This window comes from Bradyrhizobium sp. 17 (assembly GCF_023073515.1).
Classification (GTDB): domain Bacteria; phylum Pseudomonadota; class Alphaproteobacteria; order Rhizobiales; family Xanthobacteraceae; genus Bradyrhizobium; species Bradyrhizobium canariense_D.
The window spans coordinates 14,542-30,308 of sequence record NZ_JADPJQ010000106.1; the positions used below are offsets into that span (position 1 = coordinate 14,542).

Sequence of the window (15,767 nt, forward strand, 5' to 3'; positions counted from 1 at the left end):
ATGCGAGAGTCCATCCGCTGGGGTTGGAGGGTCCATCCGCTGGGGTTGGCGGCGCCTTGGATTCTGCAACTCTTGGAATCGCCACCTCGTGGCTCGCGCAGACACGGCAGGTCCGCTAGCGCCGGGAATGTCTTCTGCGACTCACGCCTTTGGCGCGACCTCGACTTTCACGCCTTCTCTCTTTGAGCCGTTGCACCCGGTGACGGAGTCTCTGCAACTCCGTAAGGAGAGTGATCAGCCTCTGAACTCTCTGACGCAGAATAGCCGAACGACTATAAACCTGACTTCGATTGCTCATAGCTGCCTGGAAATGACTGCTGAAAAAGGACGAGCAAAATAGGGATTCTGGGTAGCGGGCCGGAAAACAATCGCTCTAGTGCTTCAGTTATAAAGGTTGTCTCAGTATTAAACGAAATGATTTGATCGATTGCAAGCCGATTTTCTTCGCATTTTGCTATAGTCGGCTCGGAACCAAGACGAGGGCCGCAGGCCCTCCAAACTGGCGGCTCGGCTCAAAAGAGTATGCGGGTTGCCGAACAGCTGCCCCAATCGAAATGGAGCTGAGCTCAGCTGCACAATCACGGTTGCTGTGTCGCAGTCGCAAGCGGAACTGATCTTTGTGCGCTCGCATTATCCACCTTCGGCAAGTCCACGCGAGAGCAAACGTGACGATGGTTACGGTTCTGTCCGGTCCAGAGCGGCGACGGCGGTGGACAAGTGCCGAGAAGCTTCGATTGTGGAGGAGAGTCTGGCGCCTGGGCCAGTGTTGTCGAGGTTGCTCGGCGACATGACGTTCAGCGCAATCTGGTTACGGCTTGGCGGCGGCAGGCGCGCACAGGCGCCCTTGCGGCCCGGAGCCGATGCAGCGGCAGGATGGCGAAGTCCGTTTTGCGGCAGTGTCCATTGCGCCCGACCGGCAATCGTTGACTGCGCCCTGCGGAAGCTGCGGTGCGATCGAGATTGAGTTCTCGGCCGGGGCTCGGATGCGGATCACGGGCGCAGTTGACGCGGCGACGCTGAGCGCACTCGTGGCAGCGCTGACTGATGGACGGCCTCGATGATCCCATGCGGCCGGCGTGCGGGTATGGCTCGAAGACGAGCGAAAACACCCACACGATCCGCAGCGGCCGCTTCACCGCGACCATCAAGGCGCAAGGCGCGGAGATGTGTTCGCTGGCGAGGAATGCCGGCCTCGAGTGCGTCTGGCAGGCAGAGGCGGCCTGGCCGCGCCATGCGCCGCTGCTGTTTCCGACCGGGATCGGGCGTTGTGGATTTCGAAATGCTCTGCGCTGTTGGGGAATATCGGAATGTCCGTTTTCGAAAGGCCAAGCATTGCAGCCAGTTCATTGCGAGAAAAGGCCGATACGGTCGCGATCTTGGCCCGGCGTGCAAGCAGGCGGCCCATCGTGCGGTGGACGGCCAAATAGCGCCAATTGAAGAAATCGGGCCGCGGAAGACCTGTGCGTCGTGGATGACGACGATATGATCGCCATGAAACACAGGTCCGGCATTGGCTAGACTGATCAGGCGACCTCCAGCGGCGGCGCGCGCAAGTTCAATCTGATCCCAGGCATGTCCGCTCAGCCGTCCTATCTTGCGTACCTTGATGTGGGCGAGATTGATCGCTTCGCTGGTCTCGCTCGGCACGAGCAATCGCCACTCGGCTAGGGCAGCGGGCAATTGGTCGGAGGCAAGCAAGGCATCGATCGCTTTGACCAGTTCGGCGGCATAACGCTGAAGCCGGTCAGCTTTTGCGAGAGAAAGCGGCCGTTGATGAAAAGCTTCAATTTTGTGCCGTTCGGGTTGTCGATGCCACAACGCGTGGGTCGCGATGTGTGCTTTCGAACCAAATGTGAGCACGGAAGCCTGAAGGCACGGAATTATGACGGCATCGGCCGCGTGATCGCGCTGTTCGTTCGGTGCTCCCCGGGAACACTTGTTGAAAGTCTTGCCGGGCAGCCGGGAGCCTTTTATGGACGCGCGCCTGATGTTGCGTCGGCAGGCAGAGGGCGCTCCCGTCTGGTTAACTTGGGGAAGGCTGACATCCGAAGCGCCCGGCATTAAGCTTGCCGATGCGAGGGGACTGTTCTCCAATGCTGAACCCTTGCCTCTACCGGTTCAGTCTGGCAATGCGGTATATGAGGACGAACAACGGAGTTTATTTTGGCCCCCGTGGTGGTTACCGGCGCTGCCGGCTTCATCGGCATGCATGTCTGTGAGCGCTTGCTCGCGCGCGGGGAACGGGTTGTCGGCATCGACGCAGTGACCCCTTACTATGATCCGGCGCTCAAGCGCGCTCGCCTCGAGACGCTCAAGCATGATGCTTTCACATTCCACGAGATCGATCTTGCAGACTTCGCTGCGGTGACGCGTGTGTTCGACGAGGTCTCGCCCGACCGCGTGGTGCACCTTGCGGCGCAGCCCGGCGTACGCGCATCGATCGACGATCCCATCACCAGCATCCGCGCCAATTGTGATGGCTTCGTCACCGTGCTCGAAGCGGGCCGGCGCCACGGTCTGGCGCATCTCGTCTACGCCTCGTCGAGCTCCGTGTATGGCGCCAATCGCACCTTGCCGTATTCGACCGAGCATTCGGTCAATCATCCGGTCAGCCTCTATGCCGCGAGCAAGAAGGCCAACGAGCTGATGGCGCACACGTTCGCACATGTTCACAAGCTGCCGGTGACCGGACTTCGCTTCTTCACTGTCTATGGTCCATGGGGCCGGCCTGACATGGCCGCCTGGCTCTTCACGCGCGCGATCTTTGCGGGTGAGCCGATCAAGCTTTTCAATCATGGAAATATGTGGCGCGATTTCACCTATGTCGACGACATCGTCGAGGGCGTGATCCGCACCCTTGATCGTCCCGCGACGCCGAATCCCGCGTGGAACGCCGAGCAGCCGGAAAACTCGTCGAGCTATGCGCCGTATCGCGTCTATAACACCGGCAACAATTGCTCGGTCAATTTGATCGAGTTCGTCGAGACACTGGAGAAGATCATCGGCAAGCCCGCGATCCGCACGCTTTTGCCGATGCAAGCTGGCGACGTCCTCGAGACGCGCGCCGACATTTCGGCCCTGCAACGCGACGTCGGCTTCACGCCCTCGACGCCGCTCGCGGATGGCTTGGGCCGCTTTGTCGAATGGTATCGAAATTATCACCGCGTATAAACCCCTCTCTTGAGTAGCTCACACGTGTCCCAAAAAATTATCCCCCTGATCATGTGCGGCGGTGCCGGAACGCGGCTGTGGCCGGCTTCGCGCGAGGTGCGGCCCAAGCAGTTCCTGCCGCTGTTCGGCACGCGCTCGACCTTCCAGGACACGCTGTTGCGCGTCTCGGAAGCCTCGCTGTTCGATCGCCCGATCGTCATCACCAATGCGTCTTATCGCTTCATGGTGCTGGAGCAGCTCGCCGAGATCGGCATTGAAGCCGACGTGATCCTCGAGCCGATGCGGCGCGATTCCGGCCCCGCGATCGCCGCCGGCGCGGTGTTTGCGCAGAACCGCGCCAGTGAGGCGATCGTGCTCGCGCTCGCCGCCGATCACGTGGTGCAGGACAATGCCGCCTTCGTGGCGGCGTGCCGCCAAGGCCTCACCGCCGCGAGCGCCGGGCGCATCGTCACGTTCGGCGTCAAGCCGGAGCGGCCGGCGACCGAATACGGCTATATCAGCCCGGGCGAGGTCATCTCCGGCGAAGTGCACGCGGTCACCCGCTTTGTCGAGAAGCCGGACGCCGTGAAGGCGGCCGACTACGTCAATTCCGGCTATCTCTGGAACAGCGGCAACTTCATGTTCCCGGCAACGGTGTTGCTCGACGAATATCGCAAGGTCGATGCGGCGAGCGTGGAGGCGATCTCCAATGCTGTGACCAATGCCGGCCGCGATCTCGGCTTCGTGACGCTGGAGCCCGAGGCGTTCGGCGCGGCCAAGGCGATCTCGATCGACTATGCGGTGATGGAGAAGACCGCGCGCGCAGCGGTCGTGCCGGTGTCGTGCGGCTGGTCCGACGTCGGCTCCTGGCACGCGGTGTGGGAATTGTCGGACAAGGACGCGCAAGGCAACGCGTCGCATGGCGCCGCGGTGTTCGAAGATAGCCGCAACTGCAACGTCACCACCGATGCTGCGCTGGTCGCGCTCGAAGGTGTCGACGATCTCATCGTGGTGGCGACCGCGGACGCAGTGCTGGTCTCGCGTCAGAAGGATGCCAACGGGCTGAAGCGGCTGGTCACAAAACTCAAGGCGGTCGCACCGAAGGTCACCGAGGAGCACCTCAAGGTGCATCGGCCCTGGGGCAGCTACCAGTCGGTCGACAATGGCGAGCGCCACCAGGTCAAGCGCATCGTGGTGAAGCCGGGCGGGCGTCTGTCGCTGCAGAAGCACCATCATCGCGCCGAGCACTGGATCGTGGTCCGCGGCACAGCCCGCGTCACCGTCAACGAGACCGTCAAAAGCGTGCACGAGAACGAGTCGATCTACATCCCGATGGGCGCGGTGCACCGGATGGAGAACCCCGGTAAAATCATGCTGGAGCTGATCGAGGTCCAGACTGGAAGCTATCTCGGGGAAGACGACATCATCCGGATTGAAGACGACTATCAGCGCTCTTGAGCAGAATGTCGCTCCAACATTCCGCGAACATTTAGAAATTGTCCTGCGAATTGCGATGATCGGAGCAGGCTACTATGACCGACGACACGCACACAATCCGCTGCGGCGGGCTCGCCGCGACCATCAAGGCGCAAGGCGCGGAGATGTGTTCGCTGGCAAGCGATGCCGGCGTCGAGTTCGTATGGCAGGCGGAGCCGGCCTGGCCGCGCCATGCGCCGCTGTTGTTTCCGATCGTCGGGCGTCTCGCCAATGACGAATTGCGGCACCGGGGCAGGACCTACCGGATGACCCAGCACGGCTTCGCGCGTGACAGCCGCTTTGCGTGGGTGGAACGTGGCGAAAGTCGCTGTATCCTGGTGCTCGAAGACAGCGAGACGACGCGCGCGCTCTACCCCTTTGCGTTCCGCCTGACGGCAACCTATGCGCTCGACGAATCCGGTCTCGATCTTTCACTCGTGGTCGCGAACACCGGCAAGGAGATATTGCCGGCCTCGCTCGGTGGCCATCCGGCTTTCAACTGGCCGCTGCAACCAGGACTGGCGAAGGAGAGTTACGCGCTGAGCTTCGCGAACGCAGAGCCATCTCCGGTCCGCCGTCTCGACGGCGGCTTGCTGCGTCCGGCAACGGAGCCGAGCCCGGTCCAAGGCTCCGTGTTGCCCTTGTCAGAATCCATGTTCGTCGACGACGCAATCATCTTCGATCGGATCGCGAGCACTTCGGTCCGCTATGCCGCAGAGCAGGGCGCGTCCACCGGGCCGTGGTTGAAAATGTCATGGCGCGGCTTTCGCGAGCTTGGCGTCTGGTCGAAACCGTCGGGCGCGCCGTTCCTCTGCATCGAGCCCTGGCGCGGCTATGCCAGTCCCGCCGGCTTCGACGGCGAATTCACTGACAATCCGGGCCTGATGCACATCGCGCCCGGAGCGGAAGAGCAGTTGTCGTTTCGGGTTGAGGTCGGATCGGCCTGAGGCCGCACGGCCTTCGCGCATCTCGAGTTCTCAGACCTCGATCCGCGTGAGGTCCTCGCCGAGCACGACAGGACCCGCGTAGTCCCGCCTGACATCCGCGAGCAGCGCATTCAGCATGGAATCATCGGTGCGAGGCCGGTGATGGGTCAGCGCGAGCTTCTTGACGCCGGCCTTGGCCGCGACCTTGCCGACTGTATCGCCGCAGGCGATCGTGAATTTCGCAAGCCGGCGCAGGTGCTCGTTGTCGATCTCCGGCGTGGCGAGAAAGCAGCACTGGACCAGCAGATCGGCGCCCTCAGCCAGTCGTTCGAGACCGGGGCAGGGCACCGTATCGCCGGAAATTGCGATGACCTTGCCTTCGGCCTCGAAGCGATAGCCGAGACACATCCAGCGTGCGAGAAAGGTCGGCGACATGTCGAGGCCGTCGCCATGCGAGACGAGTTCTGCACTGATCTTCCAGCGCCCGCTGTCGCGAACGGGGCCCGGTATAATGTCGGTCGCGACGACAGGTTTCCAGCCGCCGAAGCTCGGCTCGCCCTGATCGCGCCAGGCGATGTCCTTGTCGTAGACCTGCGTGACCAGCGTATTGACGAGCCGTTCGGTATCCGGCGGTCCATAGATGCGCAGATCGTCCTTACGCCCGTGCAGCCATGAATTGAGCATCACGTCGTAGAGGTCGCCGATGTGGTCGAAATGGTGATGGGTGAGAAAGACCGTGTTGATCGAGCCGAGCGGCACGCCGGCCTTGCTGAGCTGCACCATGACGCCGCGGCCTGCGTCGATCAGGATATTTTCTCCGCCGAGCCTGATCAGCGTTGTCGTCGCCATGCGGCGCGGGTCCGGGCGCGGGCCGCCGGTGCCGAGCAGGATGACTTCCATGGCTCCACCTCCTGGGGCAGACTTTTCGGGCGTTACAGTAGATTTGAAGCGTTTGGCGAGGCAAGCGGCCGTGGGACGGCCGTCAGCCCCCACAACAACCGCTTGTGCGGGGCCCCCGAACACGATGCGCGGGACGAGAAGTGTGGGCCAATTCATACTTAATTCGGCCAGATCGTGACCAATGTTGTTTGGGCGCGATAACGCGCCTAGTGTTGCAGCAGGCAATTCGAGGGGGCTCGAACAGTCGTGAATGTACGTTCACAGGACGGCGCGCTCGGCGACCTGAGCATCCAGGCCAGTTCGCAAGCACACAGGACATCCAACATCGTGGCTGATTCCGCAGTTCAGGAATTGCGTGTCGCTGGCCGCGAGCGGCTGATCGTCGTCGAGGACGATCCGGTGACGCGGACGATGCTGGTCGGCTATTTCAGCGAGAACAATTTCGACGTGGTCGGCGCCGGCTCCTGCGCGGAATGCCGCCAGGCGCTGCGGACGCGGACCGATCTCGTCTTCCTCGACGTGCAGCTGCCCGACGGCGACGGTTTCGATCTCGCCAAGGAGATCCAGGCGACCAGCAACGCGGGCATCATCTTCGTGACCCGCCGCGACACCGACGTCGATCGCATCCTCGGCCTCGAGGTCGCGGGCGACCACTACGTCACCAAGCCGATCGATCTGCGCGATCTGCTCGCGCGCGCGCGAAGCGTGCTGCGGCGGCGCTCGATCGACCGCAAGGCGGCGCGCAACCACAATTCGATCGCCTTCGGCGACTGGATCATCGACCTGACGCGGCGCGAGCTGCTCCGCAGCGACGGCAAGCCGGTGGCGCTGACGCGCGCCGAATTCGACCTGCTCGCGGCGCTCGTCGGTGCCGACGGCAGGCCGCTTAGCCGCGACTATCTGATCGAGGTCGTCAGCAATCGCCAGGCCGAGGTCGACATCCGCACCGTCGATGCCTTGGTGGCGAGGCTGCGCCGCAAGCTCGTCGGCAGCGGCACGCCCGTCATCACCACGGTCACCGGCGTCGGCTACAAGCTCGCGCTGAGCGAGCGGCTCTAGAAGCCGGGCGCAGCACGAAACGGTGCCGGCTGAGCCGTCGGGTTCAGCCACTGAAGCCGACCAGGAACCGAATGGCGAGAAAGGCCAACAGCGCCACGGCGCCGGTCGCGAAGATTGCAAACAAAACTCTCAAACTATTGTGCATGATCTCTATTCAGGTTCGGTTTCAAAGTCCGGTTTCAAAAATGTCGTTCGTCCAATCGCTGCTCGTCTCAAGGCAGGCGACTCTAATTCTATTGGCGTGATGCGATCCGTTTCCACTTGGCTTCGACGCGAGCCTTGATGATGCGGACCCGGGCTTCCTGTGCCGCCCAGTATGCCCTGCTCGCGACCGCCGTGCCTTGACGGTAACGTGCGTAAACGTCCTTCGGCTGCGCCGGTCTCTTTTGATTGTGCGCTGACTTCAAGACGGTGGGCGCCGGAGTTGGCGCCGGTGCACATCTGGGACGGCGGCAGCCTGGTTTCCCACATTCATCGAGTTCATAGAGACAAGACGATTACGGGCGCGATGACAATAAACCTGGGAGCGCGGCGTCATGGACTCCTCGTCATGACCGGCTCGATATTTCATCAGGGCGCGGCAAAGGTCCCCGCCTGCCAGGCGCCATGCGCGGCTCAGATAGAGAACGCCATAGTGGATGTTGATATCGGGCTCTGCGAGCTCTGCGTTATTTCCCCGAAATCCGAGCATCGCTGCCGTTTCGGGCCGAACCTGCATGAGGCCGATCTCGCCGACGGCGCCAATGGTGCCCGGATTGTATCCGCTTTCAACGAAGACGACGGCCTCGGCTATGTCGGCGGGCAGATTGGTCCTGGCCGTTTCTCTTTCGATAATTTTTCGAATCGCCGCCCGCGATGCCGGCGTCTCTCCAGCGCCGAGATCTGCATTGTGACCGCCAGCCGTCAACGCCGGTTCCACGGCGTTCAGAGCGCTGTCCTGAGCGTGCACGGAGGGAGATGCCAACCAAAGCACAGCGATCGCAACGTGTGTCCACGTCGCGCGGGCATTGATGTGTGTTCGATCCCGCAGCATGGACATGTATTATATCTTTCGAGTTAACAACCGATTTTCTGGCGGTCCGGCTCGGACGGCGCGAGCGGCCAGCGGCGCAATGAAGCTATCGCGACCGCGAGCTCTGGTCGGTTGATGTGCTTCAGCCCCGGCCAATTTGTCGTCGACCGCATAGAGCGCGCAGGCGGGCGACCATTTTGTGCAGGCGCCAAGTGAATCGCGCTGGGCGTCGTCGACGGTTGCCCGCCCCGAACGCCAGCCGTAACCGCCGTTCGGCGACACCGCAAAAGCCTTGTGCGGCATCGTGCTGGCGAGATAGCGCGCGAACTCGGCACGCGCGGCCTCGCTGAGCTGGCCCGGCGGCGCGAGCGGATCAGGCGGGCTCAGGATATCGTGGCCGAGACCTCGCTCGCGTAGGAAGGCGTCGAGATATGGCGTCCATTGCGGACGGCTCACCACCGAATAGAGATAGTGGCCGTCGTCGCCGTAAGGCGGCGCTGCGACGAATTTCGCGTTGCCGCCATTGGCGCGAAATCCGTCATGGAGGCGGCGCGCGAGGTCGGGACCGAAGTACGAATCGTTGGCGGCGTAGACCCACAGCATCGGCGCACGCGAGGTTTTGCCGAACGTGGCGAAGGCCTGCACCAGCCCGTTGGGATTGCAGACGTCGTCGTCGTCGCGCGAGCCGCGCCCGCCGGCAAAGCTGATCGCGGCAACGAGACCCGCTGGCGCCTGCGCGGTCAACGCGACGGTTGCGAACCCGCCGGCAGAATGACCGGCTGCGATCATGCCTGATGTGGTGACGTCGGCCCTGCGCACCATAGCCTCGATCGCCGCGCGCAGATCCGCAACCGCGACCGCCGCCGCCGGCAGGTAAGCGGCATTGGCGCAGCCGCCGACGCTGTCGACGCGCCCGCCAGGCGAGGTGCCGTAGCCGCGCCGCATCACGATCAGCGCGGCGAAACCGCGCCGGGCATATTCGAGAGCGATGCCGTAATATTTGTGCGCGGACATCGTCGCGCGATCGTCGAAACTGCGCGGCGAGCCGTGGCTGAGCAGCGCGAGCGGATAGCGCTTGGTCCCGGCCGGCCGGACCAGGAACGCCTCCAGGCCCTGCGGTCCGGCCTCGGCCATCGGGATACGCAAATCCTCGGTGTAGAACTCCGCGGCCATCGCATCGGGCACGATGCCGGCCATCGCAAGCCAGGCCATCAGAACAACCAGAAGCCTCTGAAACAGCGTCATGCCCCGACTCGAAATGCCCAGATCGAAAGACCATAGCATGATCTCAGGAACGGCCGCCCCATCGCGGGTGTTGTGCTCTTGGCGGGGGCTTGGCCGATGCTATGGTATCGCGCAATTCTACGACAGGACGAGGTATATCCAGTGGCTGATGTTCATCCCGCGGCGGGCAAGCAGGCCTCGCCGGACGCGCTCACCAACGTTCCGCGGCTGGTGACGGCCTATTTCGCCGGCAAGCCTGATGTCGCCGATCCCGCGCAGCGGGTGGCGTTCGGCACCTCCGGCCATCGCGGCACCTCGTTCAAAACCAGCTTCAACGAGGGCCATATCCTCGCGACGACGCAGGCAATCTGTGATTACCGACGTGAAAAGGGGCTGACCGGTCCGCTCTTTATCGGCATCGACACCCATGCGCTGGCCGAGCCGGCGCTGGTCAGCGCCGTCGAGGTGTTCGCGGCCAACGGCGTCGACATCATGATCGACAAGGACTGCGGCTACACGCCGACGCCGGTGATCTCGCACGCGATCCTGACCTACAACAAGGGCCGCACCTCCGGCCTTGCCGACGGCGTCGTCGTCACGCCTTCGCACAATCCGCCCGAGGACGGCGGCTACAAATACAATCCGCCGCATGGTGGACCGGCCGACACCGACGCGACCTCCGTAATCGAGAAGCGCGCCAACGCCTATCTCGCCGACGGCCTCAAAGGCGTGAACCGCATCGACTACGCCAGGGCACGCAAAACCGCGAACGTCCACGCCTATGACTACGTCACGCCCTATGTCGCCGATCTCGGCAATGTGGTCGATCTCGACCTGGTCAAATCGGCCGGCGTGAATATCGGCATCGATCCGCTCGGCGGCGCCGCCGTGCATTACTGGCATCCGATCATCGAGCGCTACGGCCTGAAAGCGACCGTGGTGAACGAGGCGATCGATCCGACCTTCCGCTTCATGACGGTGGACTGGGACGGCAAGATCCGCATGGACTGTTCCTCGCCTTATGCGATGGCGAGCCTGATTGCGATGCGCGACCGCTTCGACGTCGCCTTTGCCAACGACACCGACGCGGACCGCCACGGCATCGTGACGCGCACCGGCGGCCTGATGAATCCGAACCATTATCTCGCGACCGCTATCTTCTATTTGTTCGCGCACCGTCCGAACTGGGGCAAGGACGCTGCGATCGGCAAGACCGTGGTGTCGAGCTCGATCATCGACCGCGTCGCGAAAAAACTCGGCCGCAAGCTGGTCGAGACCCCGGTCGGCTTCAAATGGTTCGTCGATGGCCTGCTCACGGGCGGTTTCGGCTTCGGCGGCGAGGAGAGTGCAGGCGCCTCGTTCCTGCGCCGCGACGGCACGGTGTGGACGACCGACAAGGACGGCATCATCCTCGGCCTGCTCGCGGCCGAGATCATGGCCAAGACCGGCCGCGATCCGAGCCAGCTCTTCAACGACCTCACTGCCGAGTTCGGCGTGCCCCATTACGCGCGCATCGACGTCGCCGCGACCACGGCGCAGAAAAACATCCTGAAGTCCGTCACGCCCGAGCAGCTCGGCCTGAAGGATCTCGCCGGCGATCCCGTCCGCGCCACGCTGAGCAAGGCGCCCGGCAACGGCCAGCCGTTCGGCGGCATCAAGGTCGAAACCGATTTCGGCTGGTTCGCCGCGAGGCCCTCGGGCACCGAGGACGTCTACAAGATCTATGCGGAGAGTTTTCGCAGCCCCGAGCACCTGAAGCGGATCCAGCAGGAGGCTCAGGCAGGATTGGCGAAGGTGTTCGGGGCGTAGTCGTCGAGCCAAAGCGCTGCTGCCACCGCTCCTCCCGGGGGAGACTCGCCGCATCAACAGGTGTCATCACCCGCGAAAGCGGGTGATCCAGTACGCCGTGGCGCCAGTTGAGTGAACCAACGACTGCCGCGGCGTACTGGATTCCCCGCTTTCGCGGGAATGATAGCGGAACGATTTGTATACACGATGCGGGATAAAGGTATTATAATACGCCATATCCGCCCTTGAATGTTCCGCCCCTCCGCTATTGTATACATAACGTATTCATAAGCCTTGGGAGTGAGACCGGTGACAAAACCTTTCCCGATGAACGCCTGGTATGCCGCCGCCTGGGACGCCGATGTGAAGCCGGCACTGCTGCCGCGGACGATCTGCGGCAAGCACGTCGTGATGTACCGCAAGGCCGATGGCTCGGTCGCCGCGCTGGAGGATGCCTGCTGGCACCGCCTGGTGCCGCTGTCCAAGGGCCGGCTCGAAGGCGACACCGTCGTCTGCGGCTATCACGGCCTGAAGTACAACGCGCAAGGGCGCTGCACCTTCATGCCCTCGCAAGAGACCATCAACCCGTCGGCCTGCGTGCGCGCCTATCCGGTGGTCGAGCGTCATCGCTACATCTGGCTCTGGATGGGCGACCCCGCGCTGGCGGATCCCGCGCTGGTGCCCGACCTGCACTGGAATCACGATCCCGCCTGGGCGGGCGACGGCAAGACCATCCACGTCAATTGCGACTATCGCCTCGTGCTCGACAATCTCATGGACCTCACCCACGAGACGTTCGTGCACGGCTCGTCCATCGGCAACGAGGCTGTTGCGGAGGCGCCGTTCGACGTCACCCATGGCGAGAAGACGGTGACGGTGACGCGCTGGATGCGCGGCATCGAGGCGCCGCCGTTCTGGGCCAAGCAGCTCGGCAGATCGGGCCTCGTCGATCGCTGGCAGATCATCCGCTTCGAGGCGCCGTGCACCATTGCCATCGACGTCGGCGTGGCGCCGACCGGCACCGGCGCGCCCGAAGGCGACCGCTCGCAGGGCGTCAACGGCTTCGTGCTCAACACCATCACGCCGGAGACCGAGAAGACCTGCCACTATTTCTGGGCTTTCGTGCGCAACTATCAACTTGGCGAGCAGCGCATCACCACCGAGATCCGCGAGGGCGTCTCCGGCATCTTCCACGAGGACGAGCTGATCCTCGAGGCGCAGCAGCGCGCGATGGACGAGAACCCTGATCGCATCTTCTACAATCTCAACATCGACGCCGGCGCGATGTGGACGCGCAAGCTGATCGACAAGATGGTGGCAAAGGAAAATCCGCCGCAGCATCTTCAGGCCGCGGAGTAAGCCGACATGGCCGAGCGCGAGGTCGACCGCTCCGTCTCGCAGACCGTGAAGGCGCAGCTCGCGCTGCGCGACCAGCTCCTGTCGGGCTCGTTGCGCCCGGGCGAGCGCATCTCCGAGCTCCAGGCGGTGGAGACCACCGGCGCCTCGCGCACCCCGGTGCGCATGGCGCTGGTGCGGCTGGAGGAGGAGGGCCTCTTGGAGGCGATTCCCTCCGGCGGCTTCATGGTGAAGGCGTTCTCCGAGCGCGACATCTCTGATTCCATCGAGCTGCGCGGAACGCTCGAAGGGCTCGCCGCGCGCTTTGCCGCCGAGCGCGGCGTCTCCGCGCGCGAGCTCGAGCCGCTGAAGGAGTGCCTCGCCGCGATCGACGAGTTGTTGCGCCAGGTCCCGATCTCGGTGGATGCGTTCTCGTCCTATGTCACTTTGAACGCGCGCTTCCACGCCCTGCTCACCGAATTGTCGCGAAGCCCGCCGCTGATCCGGCAGATCGACCGCGCCTCGTCGCTGCCGTTTGCGTCCCCGAGCGGTTTCGTGATGGCGCAGTCGGCGCTGCCCGAGGCACAGCAAATCCTGATCATCGGGCAGGAGCACCACCGCGTCGTGATCGACGCCATCGAGAACCGCGAAGGCGCCCGCGCCGAAGCGGTCATGCGCGAGCATGCGCGGCTCGCGGTGCGCAATTTGCGGCTCGCACTGCGCAACCGGACCCATCTCGACCTCTTGCCGGCGCTCGCGCTGATCAGGTCCGCAACCGATTGAGGGGAGTGCCATGCGCTTCATCGAAACCTGGATTCCGGCGACGCTCGTCTCGATACGCGATCTCGCACCCGGCATCCGCGAATTCCTGATCCGGCCCGACCAGTTCGACGGCACGGCCTATCCGGTCGGCAGCCACATCAATATCAGCGTTACCATCGACGGGCAGCCCGAGACGCGGTCCTATTCGCTGGTCGGGGAAGCCTCGTCCCAGGGTCTAAGGATCGCCGTGCGCCGCGCCCAGGACTCGCGTGGCGGCTCGCGCTATATGTGGTCGTTACGGCCGGGCGCGCGGCTCGACATCACGACGCCCGCCTCGCTGCTCGCCGTCGATTGGGCACGCCAAAACTACTGCCTGATCGCCGGCGGCATCGGCATCACCCCGATCCTCGGTGCCGCGCAGGCGCTGGCCCGGCGCGGCACCGATGTCACGCTGCATTACGCGGTGCGCTCGCGCACCGAGGCCGCCTATCTTGACGATCTCGCCGCAACGCTGGGTGATCGCCTGGTCGTTCACGCCAGCGATGAGGGCAAGCGGCTCGATCTCGACGCCCTGTTCGCCTCGGTGCCCAAAGACACGCTGGCGCTGTTCTGCGGCCCGATGCGGATGCTGGATGCCGCGCGCCACGCCTGGATCGGCGCCGGCCATCCGCTTCCCGATCTCCGCTACGAGACGTTCGGTTCGAGCGGCACGCTGCCGACCGAGACATTTCGCGTGCGCCTGAAGGGCTCCGATGTCGAGCTGGAGATCCCGCGCGAGCGCTCGATGCTTGATGTCCTCAACGCCAGCGGCCACGACGTGATGTACGACTGCAAGCGCGGCGAATGCGGCCTGTGCGCCATCGACGTGGTCGCCATCGACGGCGAGATCGACCATCGCGACGTCTTCTTCAGCGACCATCAGAAGCAAAGCAACCAGAAGATCTGCGCCTGCGTTTCGCGCGCCCGCGGCACCATCACCGTGGACACGCTGCTGCGGGCGGATACGGTCTGACAGGGGTTCAGCAGGTGCGCTCTTCCGATCAGCGGCCTACCAAGCGTACCGCACCACACCTTTACCGGCATAAGAGCGCGTGACGTCTGAGAACTCGCCCTCGAAGGTGCCCGCCGCAGACCAGCCGTTCATCCATTTCATTTCGACGGACGCCGTCGTCAGCGCGGCCTCGCTGGCCTGCCGCGCGCCGTTAACGGTGAAGCTGGCGCCAGGCAGCGTCTGGAAGGTGGAGTTGATGGCGCGGTCCGGGTTGAAGTCGTGCGCCCAGGCTGCACGGCCGCGCAGCGTGAGGATCGCGTTCGGGATTGCCCAGGATTTGTCGGCGCGGACGCCGAGCTCGCTGCGGGTCGCGGTGACGCTCTTAGAGCTGTAAGCCAATGCAAAGGTGTTGGCGCCGGAAACGACAGTTTCCGCATAGGCAGGCAGGTCGAACGTGGTGAATTGGGCGGCGGCATAGGGCGTAAGGCCGAGGCCACCGGCCCACGCCGTCAGAAACCGGTAGCCGCCCTCGGCGCGACCGGAGAACGCGTTGGCGTTGAACTGCGCGCGCAGGCGATCGGCGCCTGCAATCGTCACGGTGCGGTCGGTGGTGATGTCCTGCCAGCCATAGGCGAGCGCGCCGGAGAGATAAGCGGCTCCCACCGTATGGCGCACGAAGGCACCGCCCTGGAACAGGTCGGAGCGTCCGCCGCCACCGTTGACGACGCTGAAATTGGTGCCGCCGCCGGCAAGTGCAAAGCCGACCAGCGTGTCGCGCGAGATGCGATAGTCGGCGCCGACAGCGGTGCCATAGAGGCTGCTGCTGGTGTTGTTCGAGCCGGCGATCGAGTTGCCGTCGGTTTTCTGCGAGCCGCCGAAGCCGGCCGCCCACACGCTCCAGCGCTGCTGGAACGGCACCGCAGCTGGTGCCTTGGTATAGATCGCCGCCAGCGCGTCGTTCGGGCTGCGCTTCCTCGCGGCATAGGCGAGCGCTTGCTCGTCGGCGTAACCGGTTGCGTTGCCGCCGGCGGTTGCACCGTCATCGCGCCCGGCGACGAACGGATCGGTCATCAGCCCCATGAACTGGTTCATCGCATTGAAGGTGGACTGCTGCGACCCGGTCGCGGTTTCGCCGGAGACCTGC

At 63.9% G+C, this 15,767-nt stretch carries 13 protein-coding genes and 2 pseudogenes; 11 read left to right on the plus strand and 4 right to left on the minus strand.

Annotated features, from left to right (window positions below; all coding sequences use genetic code 11):
• Positions 1-717 precede the first annotated feature (717 nt).
• From IVB13_RS40480 to IVB13_RS20975, 6 genes and pseudogenes are all read left to right on the plus strand, one after another.
• Positions 718-927, plus strand: a complete 210-nt coding sequence (locus tag IVB13_RS40480) for a transposase (RefSeq protein ID WP_247490277.1) — start codon at positions 718-720, stop codon at positions 925-927.
• 138 nt (positions 928-1,065) lie between these two features.
• Positions 1,066-1,266 (plus strand): annotated as a pseudogene (locus IVB13_RS20955) (hypothetical protein); the annotation flags it as partial.
• A 414-nt stretch (positions 1,267-1,680) separates the two neighbouring features.
• Positions 1,681-2,064: a hypothetical protein gene (locus IVB13_RS20960; protein ID WP_247490279.1), complete on the plus strand. Its 384-nt coding sequence runs from the start codon at positions 1,681-1,683 to the stop codon at positions 2,062-2,064.
• Between the two features lie 99 nt (positions 2,065-2,163).
• Positions 2,164-3,171 (plus strand): NAD-dependent epimerase/dehydratase family protein, encoded by a 1,008-nt coding sequence (locus IVB13_RS20965; RefSeq protein WP_247490281.1) that lies wholly within the window; start codon positions 2,164-2,166, stop codon positions 3,169-3,171.
• A 24-nt stretch (positions 3,172-3,195) separates the two neighbouring features.
• Positions 3,196-4,608, plus strand: coding sequence for a mannose-1-phosphate guanylyltransferase/mannose-6-phosphate isomerase (locus IVB13_RS20970; RefSeq protein ID WP_247490283.1), 1,413 nt, complete (start codon positions 3,196-3,198; stop codon positions 4,606-4,608).
• 74 nt (positions 4,609-4,682) lie between these two features.
• Positions 4,683-5,573, plus strand: coding sequence for an aldose 1-epimerase family protein (locus IVB13_RS20975; RefSeq protein WP_247490286.1), 891 nt, complete (start codon positions 4,683-4,685; stop codon positions 5,571-5,573).
• Between the two features lie 30 nt (positions 5,574-5,603).
• Here IVB13_RS20975 and IVB13_RS20980 read toward each other — a convergent pair whose 3' ends face one another.
• Positions 5,604-6,452 (minus strand): MBL fold metallo-hydrolase, encoded by an 849-nt coding sequence (locus tag IVB13_RS20980; RefSeq protein ID WP_247490288.1) that lies wholly within the window; start codon positions 6,450-6,452, stop codon positions 5,604-5,606.
• A gap of 246 nt (positions 6,453-6,698) precedes the next feature.
• Here IVB13_RS20980 and IVB13_RS20985 point away from each other — a divergent pair, with 246 nt between their 5' ends.
• Positions 6,699-7,511, plus strand: coding sequence for a response regulator transcription factor (locus IVB13_RS20985; RefSeq protein WP_247490290.1), 813 nt, complete (start codon positions 6,699-6,701; stop codon positions 7,509-7,511).
• A gap of 403 nt (positions 7,512-7,914) precedes the next feature.
• On the opposite strand, the gene IVB13_RS20990 is transcribed toward IVB13_RS20985, so the two are convergent.
• Both IVB13_RS20990 and IVB13_RS20995 read right to left on the minus strand, forming a co-directional pair.
• On the minus strand, positions 7,915-8,550 hold the full coding sequence (locus tag IVB13_RS20990) for a transglycosylase SLT domain-containing protein (protein ID WP_247490293.1): 636 nt from the start codon (positions 8,548-8,550) through the stop codon (positions 7,915-7,917).
• A gap of 79 nt (positions 8,551-8,629) precedes the next feature.
• Positions 8,630-9,768: pseudogene (locus IVB13_RS20995) on the minus strand (alpha/beta hydrolase).
• A gap of 141 nt (positions 9,769-9,909) precedes the next feature.
• On the opposite strand from IVB13_RS20995, the gene pgm reads away from it, so the two are divergent.
• The 4 genes from pgm (at position 9,910) to IVB13_RS21015 (ending at position 14,644) form a co-directional block, all read left to right on the plus strand.
• Positions 9,910-11,556, plus strand: coding sequence for a phosphoglucomutase (alpha-D-glucose-1,6-bisphosphate-dependent) (gene pgm / locus IVB13_RS21000; RefSeq protein ID WP_247490297.1), 1,647 nt, complete (start codon positions 9,910-9,912; stop codon positions 11,554-11,556).
• Between the two features lie 288 nt (positions 11,557-11,844).
• Positions 11,845-12,894: an aromatic ring-hydroxylating dioxygenase subunit alpha gene (locus tag IVB13_RS21005; protein ID WP_247490299.1), complete on the plus strand. Its 1,050-nt coding sequence runs from the start codon at positions 11,845-11,847 to the stop codon at positions 12,892-12,894.
• Positions 12,895-12,900: 6 nt separating this feature from the next.
• Complete coding sequence (locus IVB13_RS21010) at positions 12,901-13,653, plus strand: GntR family transcriptional regulator (RefSeq protein ID WP_204513794.1); 753 nt, start codon at positions 12,901-12,903, stop codon at positions 13,651-13,653.
• 10 nt (positions 13,654-13,663) lie between these two features.
• The gene (locus IVB13_RS21015; protein ID WP_247490301.1) at positions 13,664-14,644 is read left to right on the plus strand and encodes a PDR/VanB family oxidoreductase; all 981 of its coding nucleotides are present in this window, start codon (positions 13,664-13,666) and stop codon (positions 14,642-14,644) included.
• 36 nt (positions 14,645-14,680) lie between these two features.
• On the opposite strand, the gene IVB13_RS21020 is transcribed toward IVB13_RS21015, so the two are convergent.
• Positions 14,681-15,767, minus strand: a 1,087-nt coding sequence (locus tag IVB13_RS21020) for an autotransporter outer membrane beta-barrel domain-containing protein (RefSeq protein WP_247490303.1), incomplete at its 5' end; no start/stop codon positions are given.